Origin of the sequence: Azospirillum argentinense (assembly GCF_000632475.1) — a bacterium.
In the GTDB taxonomy this organism is placed as follows: domain Bacteria; phylum Pseudomonadota; class Alphaproteobacteria; order Azospirillales; family Azospirillaceae; genus Azospirillum; species Azospirillum baldaniorum.
Genome location: NZ_CP007793.1, coordinates 2,103,027 through 2,118,182 on the forward strand (window position 1 = coordinate 2,103,027; position 15,156 = coordinate 2,118,182).

Below are 15,156 nucleotides of genomic sequence, written 5' to 3' on the forward strand. Positions count from 1 at the left end.
GTCCCTGACGGGCTCTAATCCGTTGATACCTCTTCGAACGGCGGAGGTAAACCCGCACGGAAGTCCAGCCCGCCAGGGAACTGCGGCCTATGACCGCGCGGGAAGCGTCCCGAAGGGCATGAAAAATCCCGCCGCAGCGGGCCGGCTGCGGCGGGATCGGTTCACGGAGCGCAAGGACGCTCAGCGACGCTTCTTGACGCCGCCGTTGGTCAGGGCGCCGCCCGCGGCCATCTTGACCGCATCGGACTCGTCGCCGTCCTTGGCCGCCGGACGGTTGCCGGCCACCGCCAGCTTGGCGCTTTCCTTCAGAGCCTTGGCGGCCGCCTCGCGGGCCGGCAGCTCGATGTTCAGCTCCAGCGTCGAGCAGTCGCCGCCGCGGTCCAGCTTCACCTCGACCTTGTTCTGGTCGATGTCGATGTACTTGGCGATGACCGCCAGCAGCTCCTGCTGGAGCATCGGCAGATAGTCCGGGCCGGTCCGCCCGGCGCGCTCGTGCGCCATGACGATCTGGAGGCGTTCCTTGGCCTGGACCGCCGACGCGCGGGGGGCGGAGCGGAAGAAGCTGAAAATGCTCATGCGGACCTCCGGAGGAGGCGGCTGAACAGACCCTTCTTCTGCGGCGTGACGAAGCGGTGCTCGACGTCTTCGCCCAGGAAGCGGGAGACCGCGTCCAGATAGGCCTGGCCGGCGTTGGACGCCTCGTCGAGGATGACCGGCATGCCGACGTTGGAGGCGCGCAGCACGGCCTGGCTCTCCGGGATCACGCCGAGCAGCTGGATCGCCAGGATCTCCAGAACGTCGTCGACCTTCAGCATCTCGCCGCGCTCCACCCGCTCCGGATCGTAGCGGGTGAGGAGGAGCTGCTGGGTCACCGGCTCCAGCCCCTGCTCCGCCCGGCGCGAGCGCGAGGCCAGCACGCCGAGGATGCGGTCGCTGTCGCGGACCGAGGAGACTTCCGGGTTGGTCACGATCACCGCGTGGTCGGCGAAGTACAGCGCCATCAGCGCGCCCCGCTCGATGCCCGCCGGGCTGTCGCAGACGATGTAGTCGAAGTCCTTGGAGAGTTCGTTCAGAACCTTCTCCACGCCTTCGCGGGTCAGCGCGTCCTTGTCGCGGGTCTGCGAGGTCGGCAGGATCGACAGGTTGTCGATGCGCTTGTCCTTGATCAGCGCCTGGCTCAGCTTCGCTTCGCCGTTGATGACGTTGATGAAGTCGAACACCACGCGCCGCTCGCAGCCCATGATGAGGTCGAGGTTGCGCAGCCCGACGTCGAAATCGATGACGACCGTCTTGAAGCCGCGCAAGGCGAGTCCGGTCGCGAAAGCGGCGGAGGAGGTCGTCTTGCCGACGCCGCCCTTGCCGGAAGTCATGACGATGATCTTGCCCAACGGAGCTTCTCCCACGTTCCTAAATGTTGCCGCCAAGGTCCGGTTACCGGGTTACGCAGATCGGGGCCTGTGCCGGGCACGCTTTGCGTGACACCGTCCTCGCACAGAGGGCCGTTCGACAGAAAGCGCTCAAAAGCGTCATCATTGGGGCTCCATGTGAAGATAGCCGTCGCGCAGGAAGATCTGCACCGGCTTCTTCAGCACGTCGTTCCCGAAATCCTCGCTGACGCGGTACAGCCCGGCCACCGAGACGACCTCGGCCTCCAGGCTGTGGCAGAAGATGCGCGCGTTGGTGTCGCCGGACACGCCGGCCAGCGCCCGGCCGCGCAGCGCGCCGTAGACATGGATGTTGCCGTCGGCCACCACCTCCGCGCCGGGGGAGACCGGGGCGGTGATGACCAGATCCGTCTTCTCGGCGTAGATCTGCTGGCCGGAGCGCACCGGCTCGGTCACCAGCAGCGCCGGGCGGTAGAGCGGCTCGGGCGGCGGGGCGGGAATCGGGGCGGCGCCGGCCTGCGGGTCGGCAGGGGGGGCGGCGGACTCCAGCTTGGCGGCGCGGCCGGCGGGCATCGGGGTCAGCCCGGCGGCGAGCGCTCCCTCATGGACCGCGCGCGGCCCGCCCCGGAAGCCGACCGGCAGCAGGTACAGCGCGCGCAGGTTGGTCACCAGGGCGGCGATGTCGAAGCGCGGGGTGTCTTCCGTCAGCTCCTCGAAATCGAGGACGACGGGGGCGTTGCGGAAGAAATTGGGCGCCTGCCGCACCTTGACGGCGAGCTGGGTGAAGAAGTCCGGCGACGCCGGATCATTCACCTTCAGCACCATCATGGTGAAGGAATTGCCCCGCAACTGGAACGGACCGTCCCGATCGGCACCCTGCCTGGCGCTGCTCACCGCTGCCATCCTGCTTGTGTTCCTGCCGAATCCGTGTCGTCCGCATGTCTGGGGCCATCGGCCAGGCACCAGGGCGGAAGGGTCAACCACCCGGGTTCTAGCGGCGCGGACCCCATCCGTTCAAGCCTTTCCCGGCGCCAATGGAGTGACAACCACCGGACACACGCGCCATGGGCCGGAACAGGGGGTCCCCGTCCGGGCTTGAGGTCCATGTGTTGCGTCAGCGGAAGGTCTCACTACAAAGTATGGTAATGGAACTGGATTCGCCGGGCAAAGGGTTTTGCAGGGATATGCCCTTTTCGCGCTGCGGCATCTTTCCCTCGTCGCCACACCCGCAGAGATGGTTCGCGCGCTCTCGGCACATCCCCTTGTCGCGGTGGCGGCGGGTTCCCTCCGCCTCTGGCGGTAGTCCGTCGCCGCTGCGCTCCCACCTGCGACTCATCCACAACATCTTGTGTGAATCTTTTGCGATGCCCGCAATTCCGCCTGACCTTCGCCGCCGCGCGCCCTATGTTTGTGATGTGAGGTTCCTATTCCGACGAAGAGGTTCCGCTTGCACCCTGCTTCGTTCCCGAGCGTCCGAATGTCGCCGGCACCCCATGACGGGCGCAGCCGACGGGACGCACGCCTCGCACCGGCAAGCCAGACTCCGGCCATCCTGCTGCACAGCAGCATCGACGACCTCCCCCTTGCGGGAGGTTTTTTTGTGCCCGGAGCCGCCGCCCACCAACGTGACGTTAGGAGAGCGATATGGCCAAACGCCAGACCAAAGGCAGCGCCGTTTCAGCGTCCGAGTCGACGGTCCACCCACTGTTCCCCGCCACCGGCTGGGATCCCGTGGGCGGCGACGACCGCCGCGACCAGAGCTATCTCCGCAAGGTCAAGCCCCAGAGCCCCAACCAGAAGAGGCTGATGGAGGCGATCAAGGACCATAACCTCGTTGTGGCGCTCGGCCCCGCCGGCACCGGCAAGACCTATCTGGCGATCTCCTCCGCGGTGGAGGCGCTGGAGGAGGGCAAGGTCGACCGCATCGTGCTGTCCCGCCCGGCCATCGAGGCGGGCGAGAGCATCGGCTATCTGCCAGGCGACATGCACGAGAAGATGGCCCCCTTCCTGCGCCCGCTCTACGACGCGCTGAGCGAGCGGCTGGGCGCCAAGCGCCTGCGCGCCCTGATGGCCGACGGCACCATCGAGATCGCGCCGGTCGGCTTCATGCGCGGGCGCACCCTGAACAACGCCTTCGTGGTGATCGACGAGGCGCAGAACTGCACCTACGCCCAAATCAAGATGCTGCTGACCCGCCTGGGCTGGCACTCCACCATGGTCCTGACCGGCGACCCCGACCAGACGGACCTGCTGGACAACCTGTCGGGTCTGGCCGACATCGCGCGCCGGCTGGAGGCGGTGGAGGGCATTTCCGTCGTCCGGCTGAGCGACACCGACATCGTTCGCCACCCCCTGGTCGCCAGCATGCTGACCGTGCTCTGACGCCATCGGCAAACGAAGGGCATCGACGCGCAACCACCCTTTCCAATTCGCAACTGCGGGAGGCCTTCGGGCCTCCCTTTTCTTTTTCCCGGCGCCGCAATCTTTCTCTTTCAAACTTCTGGACGGCGGCCCGCGACGTTTTCTCACCCTGGGTTGATCCGCCTTGACGACGATCCGGCGTGCGGAGCAAAAGTAACAAAAAATTTAGCAGAATTTCCGGGCGGTCGTCGCACCGCCCGGAACCGGCGCCGGTGTGCCGGACATAAGGAAGATTCCGGAGGAACGTCAGGTGTTCGAGCGCATCAGCATCAAGGGTAAGATCTCCGTCATCCTGGGCGTCGCGGCCGTCGGCCTCGCCCTGATCGCCGCCGTCAGCCTGTTCGGCCTGCGCGCCGAGATGATGAAGGACCGCCAGGACAAGACCCGCAGCGTGGTGGAGGTCGCGCACAGCCTCGTCGCCCACTACGAGGAGATGGAGCGCAAGGGCGCGCTGACCCGCGACGCCGCCCAGGCGGCGGCCAAGGACGCGCTGCGCCGGCTGCGCTACGCCGGTTCGGAGTATTTCTTCGTCATCGACCGCGCGCAGCGCATGATCATGCACCCCATCCGCCCGGAGATGGACGGGCAGGACCAGTCGCGCACCGCCGATCCGAACGGCAAGCTGCTGTTCGTCGAGATGACCCGCGTCGGCGTCGCGGCGGAGGGCGGCTTCGTCGATTACCTGTGGCCGAAGCCGGGCCAGGCGGAACCGGTGCCGAAGATCTCCTACGTGCGCGGGTTCGAGCCCTGGGGCTGGCTGATCGGGTCGGGCATCTATGTGGACGACGTGGCCGCCGCCTTCCGCGAGGCCGCCCTGTTCCTCGGCGGGCTGGGGCTGCTGATCGCCCTGGTGGCGACGGGCATCGCCCTGCTGGTCAGCCGGGCCATCGTCGGTCCGCTGCACGCCATGACCGAGGTGATGCAGACGTTGGCCGGCGGCGACACGGCGGTGACGGTGTCCGGCACGCAGCGCGGCGACGAGATCGGCGTCATGGCCCGCACCCTGGAAATCTTCCGCAAGAACCAGATCGACCTGCAGCGCCATTGGGAGCGCCAGCAGGTGGAGCACCGCGTGACCGGACAGCGCGCCCGCGCCCTTGAGCGGCTGACCGAGCGGTTCGACACCACGGTCAGCGCCATGGTTGGCACGGTCGGGCAGGCGGTGCAGGCGCTGGAGAACACGGCGCGCTCCCTGTCCGACACCGCCGACCGCAACATGCGCGAAGCGGCCTCGGTCGCCGGGGCGTCGCAGCAGGCGTCGGTGAACGTGCAGACCGTCGCCGCCGCCGCCGAGGAGCTGAGCAGCGCCATCGCGGAGATCGGCAGCCAGGTCGCCACCTCCTCGCACATCTCGATGGAGGCGGTGACCGCCTCCCGCCAGGCCAGCGACCGCATCGACGGGCTGGGCCACGCCGCGCAGAAGATCAACGAGGTCGCCGACCTCATCACCAGCATCGCCAGCCAGACCAACCTGCTGGCGCTCAACGCCACCATCGAGGCGGCGCGGGCCGGCGAGATGGGCAAGGGCTTCGCCGTGGTGGCGGGCGAGGTGAAGAACCTCGCCGGCCAGACCGCCAAGGCGACGGAGGAGATCGCCGCCCAGATCAGCGAGGTCCAGCAGGCGTCCCACGGCGCCGTCACCGCCATCCGCGAGATCGCCGGGATCATCGCCCGCAGCGACGAGATCGGGACCTCCATCGCCGCTGCGGTCCAGCAGCAGGGTGCGGCGACCGGCGAGATCGCCCGCAGCGCGGGGGAGGCGGCGCAAGGCACGCGGCAGGTCTCCACCAGCATCGACGAGGTTTCGGCCTCGGCCCTGGAGACGGAGAAGGCCGCCAACAGCCTGCTCGACGCCGCCGAAAGCCTCGCGCAGCAGGCCGGCGCCCTGCGCGCCCTGGTGGACGCCTTCCTGGTCAATGTGGAGGCGATCAACAGCGCGGAGCTGGCCACCCTCTTCGCCCCCGCCGGCGAAGAGGTCTTCATGCCCTGGAACGACACTCTGGCCGTCGGGCAGGAGGACATCGACAACGACCACATGATCCTGGTGGCGCTGATCAACCGGGCGGCCCGGCGCATCCGGGGCGGCGAAGTGCCGCAGGCCATCGGGTCGGCCATCGACCAGCTCGTCGCCTACACCGTCCTGCATTTCGAGGAGGAGGAGCGGGTGATGCAGCGGTCGGGCTATCCCGACTTCGTCCAGCACAAGGCGCAGCACGACGCCCTGCGCAAGCGCGTGGCCGAGTTGAAGCAGCGCTTCGCAGCCGGGGAGGCGCGGGTCGGCGACGATCTGCTGGCGCTGTTCCGCGATTGGCTGACCGGCCACATCCAGCGCTTCGACAAGCGCATCGGCAACCATCTGGCCCATTCGGGAGAGCCGGCGCGCAAGGCCGCGTGAGGAGCCGGAAACGGAGCAGGGTCTCAGATGGACTGGGTGATCCATGTGCTGGTACGGCTGATAGCCTGGGCTCTCGTCGGCTTCATAACCTGCAAGCCCCGCCTGACCTGGCTGCTCTTCGGCATTCCGGGAGGTCTCGCCGCCGTTGCGATCTACGCAACGACCGGCACCCTGACCGGCACCACGATCTTCCTGATCGCGCTGGTGACGGTCCCGGCGGCGCTGGCCCTGCGCTGGGCCACCCGGCGCCTCTGGTGAGCGCGCGACGCCCCGCCCTGGGCAGATTGTCCTCTTGACCTGGACCGTGCGCCGCCCCATTCCAGTCGGTCATGAAAGCCCGACTCATCCGCATCGCCGCCGCCTCCGTCGTGGGGCTCGTGATCGCCGCCGGCATCGCTTGGTGGCAGGTCGACAACGCCTCCAGCACGGTGCAGAGCAGCGTGCCCATCGGCGGTCCCTTCACCCTGACCGACCAGGACGGGAAGACGGTCACCGACGCCGACTATCGCGGCAAGTATCTGCTGATCTATTTCGGCTACACCTATTGTCCCGACGTCTGCCCGACGGAGCTGGGCACGATGGCCCGCGCCATGGATCTGCTGGGCGTGCAGGCGGAGAAGGTGCAGCCGATGTTCATCTCCGTCGACCCGGAGCGCGACACGGTGGCGCATCTGAAGGACTATGTCGGGCTGTTCCACCCCAATCTGGTCGGGCTGACCGGCACGCCGGAGCAGGTCAAGGCGGCGGCCAAGGCCTACCGGGTCTATTACGCCAAGGCGCCGCAGGAAGGCGGAAAACCGGAGGATTACTTGATGGATCACTCCAGTTTCCTTTACCTGATGGGCCCCGACGGGCGCTTCCTCGGGGTCTATCCGGCGGGCACCACCGCCGACCGCGTGGCCCAGGATCTGGGCACCCGCATTGCCGGCTGACGGAAAACATGAGCGGAGCCGCGCCCCTTGACCCGGTAATACCAAGGTTTCGGCGCGGTTTTGTTGGGTTTTCAAGCACTTGTATTAAGGGTTTTGCGACTTGACAGGGTTGTGCCCTGTCCGTATGGTCTCGCCGCTTTCGCGTGGCTGCGAGACAACGGGGACAACGAAGCGACATGAGCGACGAAAAGCCCCCGCCGTCTCTGGCAGAGCTTGACGCCCGACTGAAGAAGGCGCGTGAAGGGAAGGAATCGCAGAGCGGTCCGGGGAAATATCACCGGCTGCCGCAGAGTCCTCTCGGCATCGCCTTTCGAATCGGGACCGAGCTGGTCGCTGCCATGATCGTTGGCGTCGGTGGCGGGCTTCTGCTCGACCGCTGGCTCGGAACGGCGCCCTGGGGATTGATCGTCATGTTCTTCCTCGGCGCGGCGGCCGGAATTCTGAATGTCTACCGGGCCATCACCGGGCTCGGATTAGCCCCCGGCTACCGCCGGGCCCGTGAGGATGACAACGAGCGCCCCAACGGCGACGCACACTGAGCGAGGACGACCTTGGATCCGCTGCACCAGTTCCAGATCAACCCGATCCTCCAGATCGTGATCGCCGGGTATGACGTGTCCTTCACGAACTCGGCCTTCTTCATGGTCGTGGCGGTCGCGTTGATCTACGCGCTGCTCGTCTTCGGCATGTCTGGCCGCGCCCTGGTTCCGGGCCGCCTGCAGTCCCTGGCCGAGATCTTCTACGAATTCGTCGCGAACATGGTTCGGGACAACGCCGGGCACGACGCCCGCCCGTACTTCCCGTTCGTCTTCGCGATCTTCATGTTCGTGCTGTTCGGCAACCTCGTCGGCATGATCCCGTTCACCTTCACCTTCACCAGCCACATCATCGTGACCTTCACGCTGGCGGCGACGGTGTTCGTGTTCGTGACCGTCCTGGCCCTGATGAAGCACGGCCTGCATTTCTTCAGCTTCTTCATGCCGCACGGCGCGCCGCTGGCGCTCGCCCCGATCCTCATCCCGATCGAGGTGATCTCCTACCTGATGCGCCCCGTCAGCCTGTCGATCCGACTGTTCGCCAACATGATGGCCGGTCACACCATGCTGAAGGTGTTCGCGGGCTTCACGGTTATGATGATCAGCGGCTTGGGTGCCGTCGGCTTCCTCGCCGGCCTCGTCCCGCTGGCCATCAACATCGCGCTGACCGGCTTCGAGTTCCTGGTCGCGTTCCTGCAAGCCTACGTCTTCTCGATCCTGACCTGCCTGTACATCCGCGACGCGCTGGAACTGCACTGAGCACCAGCGCCGACCCGGATCACCTCGTTACCTTTTCCACCACAGTTCACCCTTACCTAGAGGAATGAGTACCATGGAAGCTGAAGCCGCCAAGTACGTCGGTGCCGGTCTGGCCGTTATCGCCCTCGCCGGCGTCGGCCTGGGTATCGGCAACATCTTCTCGACCCTGATCGGTTCGATCGCCCGCAACCCGGCCGTCCAGCCGAAGGTCTTCCCGATCGGCATTCTGGGCTTCGCGCTGACGGAAGCCGTCGCGCTGTTTGCCCTGCTGATCGCCTTCCTGATCCTGTTCGCCTAAGGCCCGAGCGAACTTTCAATTTCGCTCTGACGCGGCGCCGGGCTCTCGAAGTTTCGGCGCCGCATTCTTGCCTAGGGGGACCGATCCATGCCGAACCTGTTGGCCAAGCGACGGCTGGTCCGCTGGTCGGGTGCTGCGGGCGCCTCGCTCGCCACTCTGACCGTGCTTGCCGGTAACGTCCTGGCGGCGACGGCGGAGCACGCGCCGGAAGCCGCCCATGGCGGCGAGCACGCCGCCGGCGGCCTGCCGCAGCTCAATCCCGCCACCTTCCCCACCCAGATCTTCTGGCTGGCGCTGACCTTCATCACCCTCTACTACCTCCTGTCCAAGAAAGCGCTGCCGCGCGTGGCCGAGGTTCTGGAGGAGCGCCAGGAGCGCATTTCGCGCGACCTGAGCAAGGCCGCTTCGCTCAAGGAAGAGGCCGAGGCCGCCATGGCCCAGGTCGATCAGTCCCTCGCCGGGGCCCGTTCCGAAGCCCAGGCCCTGATCGCCCAGGTGGCCGCCGAGATCGACGCGAACAACCACGCCCGTCAGGCCCAGTTGAACGCCGAGAACGCCGAGCGTCTGCGCAGCGCCGAGGCGAACATCGCCGCGGCCAAGGAGCAGGCGATCGCCAATGTCCGCTCCATCTCCGCCGACATCGCCCGTGACGTCGCCGGCCGTCTGGCCGGGCTGAACGTCGACGCGGCCCAGGCCGATGCGGCGGTCGCCGCCGTGATCGAGGAGCGCCGGTCATGAACACGCCTGAAATGTGGGTCGCCATCGCCTTCATCATCTTCGCCGCCCTGGTGTGGAAGAAGGCGTCCGGCGCGATCACCGGCCTTCTCGACGCCCGCGCCGAGAAGATCCGGGCGGAGCTGGACGAGGCCCAGCGCCTGCGTGAAGACGCCCAGGCGCTGCTCGCCAACTACCAGCGCCGTCAGCGCGACGCGCTGAAGGAGGCCGAGGCCATCATCGCCCACGCCCGCGAGGAGGCCGACCGCCTCCGCTCGCAGGCCGGCGCCGATCTCGAAGCGTCGCTGAAGCGCCGCGAGGCCCAGGCCATGGACCGCATCGCCCAGGCGGAAGCCGGGGCGCTGGCCGAGGTCCGCAACCTGACCGTCGACATCGCCATGGACGCCAGCCGCCGCATCCTGGAAACCGGCATCCAGCCGGCCCAGGCGGACAAGCTGATCGAACAGTCGATCGCCGAGCTGCCGAAGCACCTGCACTGATCGCCGATCCCGGCGCATCGTTGCGGAACCGGCAACGGTCTTTCGAAAAACCCCGGCCTAGGCGCCGGGGTTTTTCTTTGGTGGAATGGTCTGGCAACCCGGAGCCCATTCCATGACCACGATCCAGCCGGCCACCGCCCTGCCCTCTTCCGCCTTCCCCAGCGTCTTCGTCTCGCACGGCGCCCCCACCCTCATCATCGAGGATTCGCCGGGCCGCCATTTCCTGGCCGGTCTGGGCACGCGGCTGGGCCGCCCGAGCGCGGTGATCGCGGTGTCGGCCCACTGGACGACCCCGACCCCGGCGATCAGCGGGACGGCTCGACCGGACACCATCCACGACTTCTACGGCTTCCCCCGCGCCCTTTACGCGATGCGCTACGCGGCCCCCGGCGCCCCGGCGCTGGCCGACCGCGTGCGGGCGCTGACCGGCGCCGCGGTGGACCCCAGCCAGGGACTCGACCACGGCGCCTGGGTGCCGCTGATGCTGATGTACCCGGAGGCCGACATCCCGGTCGCCCAGCTCTCCGTCCAGCCCGGCGCCACCGCCGCCGACCACATCGCGCTGGGCCGCGCCCTGGCGCCCCTGCGGAAAGAAGGCGTTCTGATCCTGGGCAGCGGCGGCGCCGTCCACAATCTCGGCGACTTCCGCTTCGGCGAGCGCGACGTGGCCGGCTGGGCGGAGGACTTCGCCGGCTGGCTCGACGGGGTGCTGACGGCGGGAGACGAGGCGTCGCTGGCCGGCTGGAAGACGCTCTGTCCGCAGGCCAAGGCAGCGCATCCCACCGACGAGCATTTCCTGCCCCTGCCCGTAGCCTTCGGCGCTGCCGGAAACGCGGTGCGGACGGAGCGGCTCCACTCCGGGTTCGAGCATGGCAGCATCGGCATGCAAGCCTACGCCTTCCATGGCACGATCTGAGGCGGTACCGGGGATGTTTAAAGGGGGCTGAACCCGACGCACTTGTCTGTTTGCGCCGTTGCCGCGCCAAGCTACAATCCGCGCCACCCGTCCGTGCACACGGAGGGGTTTCTGACAACGTCGGGCTTTTCCCGCCCGCAACCTTCGGCCGGATCTCGTGGCTTACCAACGACAGCGCGTACGGGACGTGGCGTGAAGCGGAACGGAACCCTGCCCCGGTCCGGCGACGCCCCCTCCCCCCTCGGTGCCCCGGCCCGCCTCGCGCGCTCCGTTCCGGGGCTCGGTTTCCTGCGTCGCCTGGACGATCTGACGCTCGCCGCGCGCGTCGGGCTGGGCTTCGGCGTGGTCCTGGCTCTGGTCTTTCTGCTCGCGCTGATCGGCGTGGCCTCGCTCTATGGGGTCAGCCGCGAGGTCGGCACCTTCTCCGGCTACGCCGACGCCTCCCAGACCGCCGCCGACCTGGACATCGGGCTGCGCGACCTGGAGGTCTCGGTCCGCGACCATCTGGCCGAGGGCGACCAGCAGAGCCTGCTCGACGCCGGGCTGCGCCGCGACGGCCTGCTGGAGCGGCTGACCGCCCTGGCCGGAATGGTGCAGGACGACGCCGACCGCCGCTCGGTGGAAGGCGCGCGCGCGGCGCTGGACGCCTATTGGAGCGGCTTCGAGGCGCTGGTCGCCCTGCGCGGCGAGCGCGCCCGGCTGACCGAGTCGGTGCTGGAGCCGCAGATTTCCCAGATCCGCGCCGGGCTGGGCCGGCTGAAGGACGCGGGCGGCGTCGATTCCGCGGCGCTGGCCGGCGACGCGACTGTCGCGATCCTGATGATGCAGGACCATCTCGGCCGTTACGTGGCGCGGCGCGACGACCGCGACTCGCTGCGCATGCGCGCCGAGCTGGGCAACGCCCGCGCCAAGCTGGCGGAGATGAACCGCTACCTCTGGGTCCCTGGCACCCGCCAGACCATCGACGAGGTGGAGGCGGCGCTGGCCGGCATCGACGGGGTGCTGGACAGCATCGAGGCCTCCCTGGTCGACGAGGACGGGCTGCGCGCCGAGCGGCTGACGCCCAACGCCGCCGTCGTCGCCACCCGCGCGGCGGAAATCCGCCAGCGCAACGACGCCGTGGCGGCCGAGCTGCGCGGCGGTCTGACCGACCAGTCCTGGCGCACGGTGCGCATCGCCCTGTGGGCGGCGCTGGGGGTGACGCTGGCCGGTCTGGCGATGGTCTGGTTCGTCAACCGCCGGGTCGCCCGTCCGGTCGCCGGCATGGCCGCCGCCGTGACCTCGCTCGCCGCCGGACGGACCGACATCGCCCTGCCGCCGGACGAGGGGGCGGACGAGGTGGCCGCCATGGCCCGCGCCGTCCGCGTCCTGCGCGACAACACCGCGGAGATGGAGCGCCAGCGCCAGGAGGCCGCCGACCGGCACGGCCAGCTGCTGCGCGACAAGGAGCGCGCCGACGCCGCCAACGAGGCGAAGACCCATTTCCTGGTCAACATCGGGCAGGAGCTTCACGCCCCGCTCAACGAGATCGTCGCCTCCAGCCAGTCGCTGATGGGCGAGCTGCACCGGCTGGGCGCCGGGGAACTGGCGACCGACATCGAGCAGATCCAGTGGACCGGTGAGCAGATGCTGACGCTGGTCGACGCCATCCTCGACTACGCCCGGATCGAGGCCGGCAACATGGACGTCGTGCTTCAGGATTTCGACGTGCACCGGCTGCTGATCGAGGCGCGGGAGCGCACGCTGCCCGCCGCCGACCTCAACGGCAACGAGGTGACGCTCCAGGCGGAGGCCGCGGCGCTCGGCCAGATGTATTCGGATTTCGGCAAGGTCCGGCAGGCGCTTCTGAACCTGCTCGACAACGCTTGCAAGTTCACCCAGGGCGGCGCCGTCCGGCTGGCCGCCGAGCGGGTCGAGCGTGATGGCGAGCCTTGGCTGCGCTTCACCGTGACCGACAGCGGCAGCGGCTTCGCCACCAGCCAGACCGCCCGGCTGTTCCAGCCTTTCGTCCAGGGCGGCGGCGGCGCCAAGCGCCGCGGTGCCGGGCTCGGCCTGACCCTGGTCGGCCATTACGCCGCCATGCTCGGCGGCGACATCGAGGTGGCGAGCGAGCCCGGTCAGGGCACCCGCGTCACGGTGGCCCTGCCCGCCTACTACCAGCCCCCGGCGGAGGAACGCCCGCTCCAGGTCGGCACCGCCGGGGCTGCCAAGCGTCCGCTGGTTACCGTCGCCCCCCTGCGCCCCGTCGCCCAGCTGGCCTCTTAACGTCAGGCCTCGCGGGGGCGGGCGGTGTCCTCCGGCCCGGCCCCCTCGTCGGGCGGCAGGCCATACTTCATGCGGCGCATCTTCTCGGCGACGCGCGCGATCTCCTCGGGCGGCAGGATGACCGGCTCGCCGAGCAGATGGGCATGGAGATACTGGCGGGCCAGGGTCTCCACCTCAACCGCCAGGGCCAGCGCGCCCTTCAAGGATTTTCCCAGCACGATCATGCCGTGGTTGGCCAGCAGGCAGGCCAAGCGCCCCTCCAGCGCCACGACGGCGTGGTCGGACAGCTCTTGCGTCCCGAAGGTGGCGTAGGGCGCGCAGCGGATCGAATCGCCGCCGGCCAGAGCCACCATGTAATGGAAGCTGGGGATGCCCCGGCCATGGACGGCCAGCGCCGTCGCGAAGGTCGAATGGGCGTGCAGCACCACATCCACGTCGGGCCGCGCCTTCAGGATGTCGCGGTGAAAGCGCCATTCCGACGAGGGCCGCCGCCGTCCCACATAGGTCCCGTCGAAACCCATCTCCACGATGTCCTCGGGCGCCGTCTCGTCGTAGGGCAGGCTGCTCGGCGTGATGAGGAAGCCGCCCTCCACCCGCACCGACAGGTTGCCCGAGGCGCCCTGGTTGACGCCCGCCCCGTTCATGGCGAGGCAGGTGTCGATGATGGCGCGGCGCTGCACCGGGTGGGACAGGCTGGTCATGGGCGGCGGTCTCGATTCTGGGACGACGGAGTACCGAACGGGCCATGGGTGAACAGTGCCTGTCAAGAACGGTCGGAGGCCGAACTGAGGCATGTTCCAATTCCCCTCTCCCCTCCGGGGAGAGGGTCAGGGTGAGGGGGTTGCGCGTGGCGCCACGTTCGGCACAAGCGCAACCCCGTCACCGGCCCTCTGGGCCACCCTCTCCCCGGAGGGGAGAGGGCTAATCATGCCAGCCGCAAGGCCTCAGGGACGGTCGGCGTCGGCCTTGCTCATCAGGTCCCAATGGCGGACCACCGCGTCGTAGCCGGCGGACAGGGCGCCCTGCCCGTCCGGGGTGAAGGCGACCGCCAGGACCGGCTTCTCATGGCCGCGGAAGGAAGCGAGCTGTCGCCCGGTGGCGGCGTCCCACAGCCGGACGCGCCGATCGCCGCCCCCGCCAGACAGCAGGGTCCTGCCATCGGGCGAGACGGCGACGGAGGTGACGAAGCCGCTGTGCCCATAGAGCGTGCGCAGGAGCGTGCCACCCTCCAGGTCCCACAGCCGCACCGTCTCGTCGCTCGACGCCGTGGCGGCCAGCCACCCGTCGGGGGACAGGGCTAGACCGTTGACGCTGCCCTCATGCCCTTCCAAAACGGCTTTCTCCCGCCCAGTCGCGGCGTCCCAGACGCGGATCTGGAAGTCGTAGCCGGCGGAGACCAGCCGCCCACCGTCCGGGGTGTAAGCCACGGCGTTCACGTTGGCGCCATGCCCTTCCAGCACCCGCAGCGCGGCGCTGCTCTCCGGGTCCCAGACCCGGATGGCGAAGTCCCAGCCCGCGGAGGCGAAGCTTCGGCCGTCCGGCGCCACCGCCAGACCGGCGACGGTGCCGGTGTGGCCTTCGAAACGGCGCAGTGGGCGTCCGCTCTCCAGGTCCCAGAGGATGATGGCGGCGTCCCGGCTGCCGGTCAGGGCGCGCTTGCCGTCCGGCTGAAAGGCCACGGCGGTCACGCCGGCGGCGTGCTCGTGGAAGGAGGCGAGTTGGGAACCGGAGGCGAGGTCCCAAAGGATGGCCGAATAGTCCCAGCTTCCGGTCAGGACGCGGGCGCCGTCGGGTGACACGGCGACGGCGTTCACCATGGCGCCATGGCCGATGAGGTCGGCGGCTCGGGACAGCAGGGGAGCGGTCAGGACGGGTGCAGCCGCGGCCAGCGCGAGCAGCCGGCGGCGGGTGTGGCACGGCGGGTTCCCCGGATGACGCCCTTTCCCCATGCCCGAACCACCTCCCGAAAAGGAAAAGACCGGCGGCCTCTCAGCCGCCGGTCAGGGGTAACAGGTATCAGCGCCGGACGTTCTTG

At 68.7% G+C, this 15,156-nt stretch carries 16 protein-coding genes; 11 read left to right on the forward strand and 5 right to left on the reverse strand.

Annotated elements, in window-relative coordinates; translation table 11 throughout:
- Positions 1–180: 180 nt before the first annotated feature.
- From minE to minC, 3 genes are all read right to left on the reverse strand, one after another.
- Positions 181–576, reverse strand: coding sequence for a cell division topological specificity factor MinE (gene minE / locus ABAZ39_RS37805; RefSeq protein WP_014239739.1), 396 nt, complete (start codon positions 574–576; stop codon positions 181–183).
- Positions 573–1,388, reverse strand: coding sequence for a septum site-determining protein MinD (gene minD, locus ABAZ39_RS10015; protein WP_035672130.1), 816 nt, complete (start codon positions 1,386–1,388; stop codon positions 573–575). Before minD ends, minE begins: the two co-directional genes overlap by 4 nt.
- 141 nt (positions 1,389–1,529) lie before the next feature.
- Positions 1,530–2,288, reverse strand: coding sequence for a septum site-determining protein MinC (gene minC / locus ABAZ39_RS10020; RefSeq protein WP_038529070.1), 759 nt, complete (start codon positions 2,286–2,288; stop codon positions 1,530–1,532).
- Positions 2,289–3,029: 741 nt separating this feature from the next.
- Here minC and ABAZ39_RS10025 point away from each other — a divergent pair.
- The 11 genes from ABAZ39_RS10025 (at position 3,030) to ABAZ39_RS10075 (ending at position 13,121) form a co-directional block, all read left to right on the forward strand.
- Entirely contained in the window at positions 3,030–3,767 is a 738-nt protein-coding gene (locus ABAZ39_RS10025; RefSeq protein WP_038529073.1) for a PhoH family protein, read from the forward strand.
- A 289-nt stretch (positions 3,768–4,056) separates the two neighbouring features.
- Positions 4,057–6,201 carry a bacteriohemerythrin gene (locus tag ABAZ39_RS10030; protein ID WP_038529076.1) on the forward strand — a complete coding sequence of 715 codons (2,145 nt, stop codon included), beginning with the start codon at positions 4,057–4,059 and terminating at the stop codon, positions 6,199–6,201.
- A gap of 27 nt (positions 6,202–6,228) precedes the next feature.
- Positions 6,229–6,459, forward strand: a complete 231-nt coding sequence (locus ABAZ39_RS10035) for a hypothetical protein (protein ID WP_038529079.1) — start codon at positions 6,229–6,231, stop codon at positions 6,457–6,459.
- 71 nt (positions 6,460–6,530) lie between these two features.
- On the forward strand, positions 6,531–7,133 hold the full coding sequence (locus ABAZ39_RS10040) for an SCO family protein (protein WP_038529081.1): 603 nt from the start codon (positions 6,531–6,533) through the stop codon (positions 7,131–7,133).
- A 176-nt stretch (positions 7,134–7,309) separates the two neighbouring features.
- Positions 7,310–7,672, forward strand: a complete 363-nt coding sequence (locus ABAZ39_RS10045; RefSeq protein ID WP_014239729.1) for an AtpZ/AtpI family protein — start codon at positions 7,310–7,312, stop codon at positions 7,670–7,672.
- A 12-nt stretch (positions 7,673–7,684) separates the two neighbouring features.
- Positions 7,685–8,428: a F0F1 ATP synthase subunit A gene (locus tag ABAZ39_RS10050; protein ID WP_035672105.1), complete on the forward strand. Its 744-nt coding sequence runs from the start codon at positions 7,685–7,687 to the stop codon at positions 8,426–8,428.
- A gap of 73 nt (positions 8,429–8,501) precedes the next feature.
- Positions 8,502–8,726, forward strand: coding sequence for an ATP synthase subunit C family protein (locus tag ABAZ39_RS10055; RefSeq protein WP_014239727.1), 225 nt, complete (start codon positions 8,502–8,504; stop codon positions 8,724–8,726).
- Between the two features lie 87 nt (positions 8,727–8,813).
- Positions 8,814–9,464 (forward strand): F0F1 ATP synthase subunit B family protein, encoded by a 651-nt coding sequence (locus ABAZ39_RS10060; protein WP_051140136.1) that lies wholly within the window; start codon positions 8,814–8,816, stop codon positions 9,462–9,464.
- The gene (locus ABAZ39_RS10065) at positions 9,461–9,940 is read left to right on the forward strand and encodes a F0F1 ATP synthase subunit B family protein (protein WP_038529084.1); all 480 of its coding nucleotides are present in this window, start codon (positions 9,461–9,463) and stop codon (positions 9,938–9,940) included. Before ABAZ39_RS10060 ends, ABAZ39_RS10065 begins: the two co-directional genes overlap by 4 nt.
- Positions 9,941–10,052: 112 nt before the next feature.
- Positions 10,053–10,856, forward strand: a complete 804-nt coding sequence (locus ABAZ39_RS10070; RefSeq protein ID WP_051657920.1) for a DODA-type extradiol aromatic ring-opening family dioxygenase — start codon at positions 10,053–10,055, stop codon at positions 10,854–10,856.
- 192 nt (positions 10,857–11,048) lie between these two features.
- Positions 11,049–13,121, forward strand: coding sequence for a sensor histidine kinase (locus ABAZ39_RS10075; protein ID WP_038529086.1), 2,073 nt, complete (start codon positions 11,049–11,051; stop codon positions 13,119–13,121).
- 2 nt (positions 13,122–13,123) lie between these two features.
- On the opposite strand, the gene ABAZ39_RS10080 is transcribed toward ABAZ39_RS10075, so the two are convergent.
- A complete protein-coding gene (locus tag ABAZ39_RS10080) occupies positions 13,124–13,822 on the reverse strand; it encodes a class II aldolase/adducin family protein (RefSeq protein WP_038529088.1) in 699 nt (232 codons plus the stop codon).
- Positions 13,823–14,065: 243 nt separating this feature from the next.
- Positions 14,066–15,070 (reverse strand): WD40 repeat domain-containing protein, encoded by a 1,005-nt coding sequence (locus ABAZ39_RS10085; RefSeq protein WP_051657921.1) that lies wholly within the window; start codon positions 15,068–15,070, stop codon positions 14,066–14,068.
- Between the last annotated feature and the right edge of the window lie 86 nt (positions 15,071–15,156).

What these genes read in the sequence shown, in the direction of transcription:
- minE (WP_014239739.1), bottom strand. Translation starts at nt 576, where the DNA reads ATGAGCATTTTCAGCTTCTTCCGCTCCGCCCCCCGCGCGTCGGCGGTC.
- minC (WP_038529070.1), bottom strand. Translation starts at nt 2,288, where the DNA reads ATGGCAGCGGTGAGCAGCGCCAGGCAGGGTGCCGATCGGGACGGTCCG.
- ABAZ39_RS10025 (WP_038529073.1), top strand. Translation starts at nt 3,030, where the DNA reads ATGGCCAAACGCCAGACCAAAGGCAGCGCCGTTTCAGCGTCCGAGTCG.
- ABAZ39_RS10035 (WP_038529079.1), top strand. Translation starts at nt 6,229, where the DNA reads ATGGACTGGGTGATCCATGTGCTGGTACGGCTGATAGCCTGGGCTCTC.
- ABAZ39_RS10040 (WP_038529081.1), top strand. Translation starts at nt 6,531, where the DNA reads ATGAAAGCCCGACTCATCCGCATCGCCGCCGCCTCCGTCGTGGGGCTC.
- ABAZ39_RS10045 (WP_014239729.1), top strand. Translation starts at nt 7,310, where the DNA reads ATGAGCGACGAAAAGCCCCCGCCGTCTCTGGCAGAGCTTGACGCCCGA.
- ABAZ39_RS10055 (WP_014239727.1), top strand. Translation starts at nt 8,502, where the DNA reads ATGGAAGCTGAAGCCGCCAAGTACGTCGGTGCCGGTCTGGCCGTTATC.
- ABAZ39_RS10060 (WP_051140136.1), top strand. Translation starts at nt 8,814, where the DNA reads ATGCCGAACCTGTTGGCCAAGCGACGGCTGGTCCGCTGGTCGGGTGCT.
- ABAZ39_RS10065 (WP_038529084.1), top strand. Translation starts at nt 9,461, where the DNA reads ATGAACACGCCTGAAATGTGGGTCGCCATCGCCTTCATCATCTTCGCC.
- ABAZ39_RS10070 (WP_051657920.1), top strand. Translation starts at nt 10,053, where the DNA reads ATGACCACGATCCAGCCGGCCACCGCCCTGCCCTCTTCCGCCTTCCCC.
- ABAZ39_RS10080 (WP_038529088.1), bottom strand. Translation starts at nt 13,822, where the DNA reads ATGACCAGCCTGTCCCACCCGGTGCAGCGCCGCGCCATCATCGACACC.
- ABAZ39_RS10085 (WP_051657921.1), bottom strand. Translation starts at nt 15,070, where the DNA reads ATGGGGAAAGGGCGTCATCCGGGGAACCCGCCGTGCCACACCCGCCGC.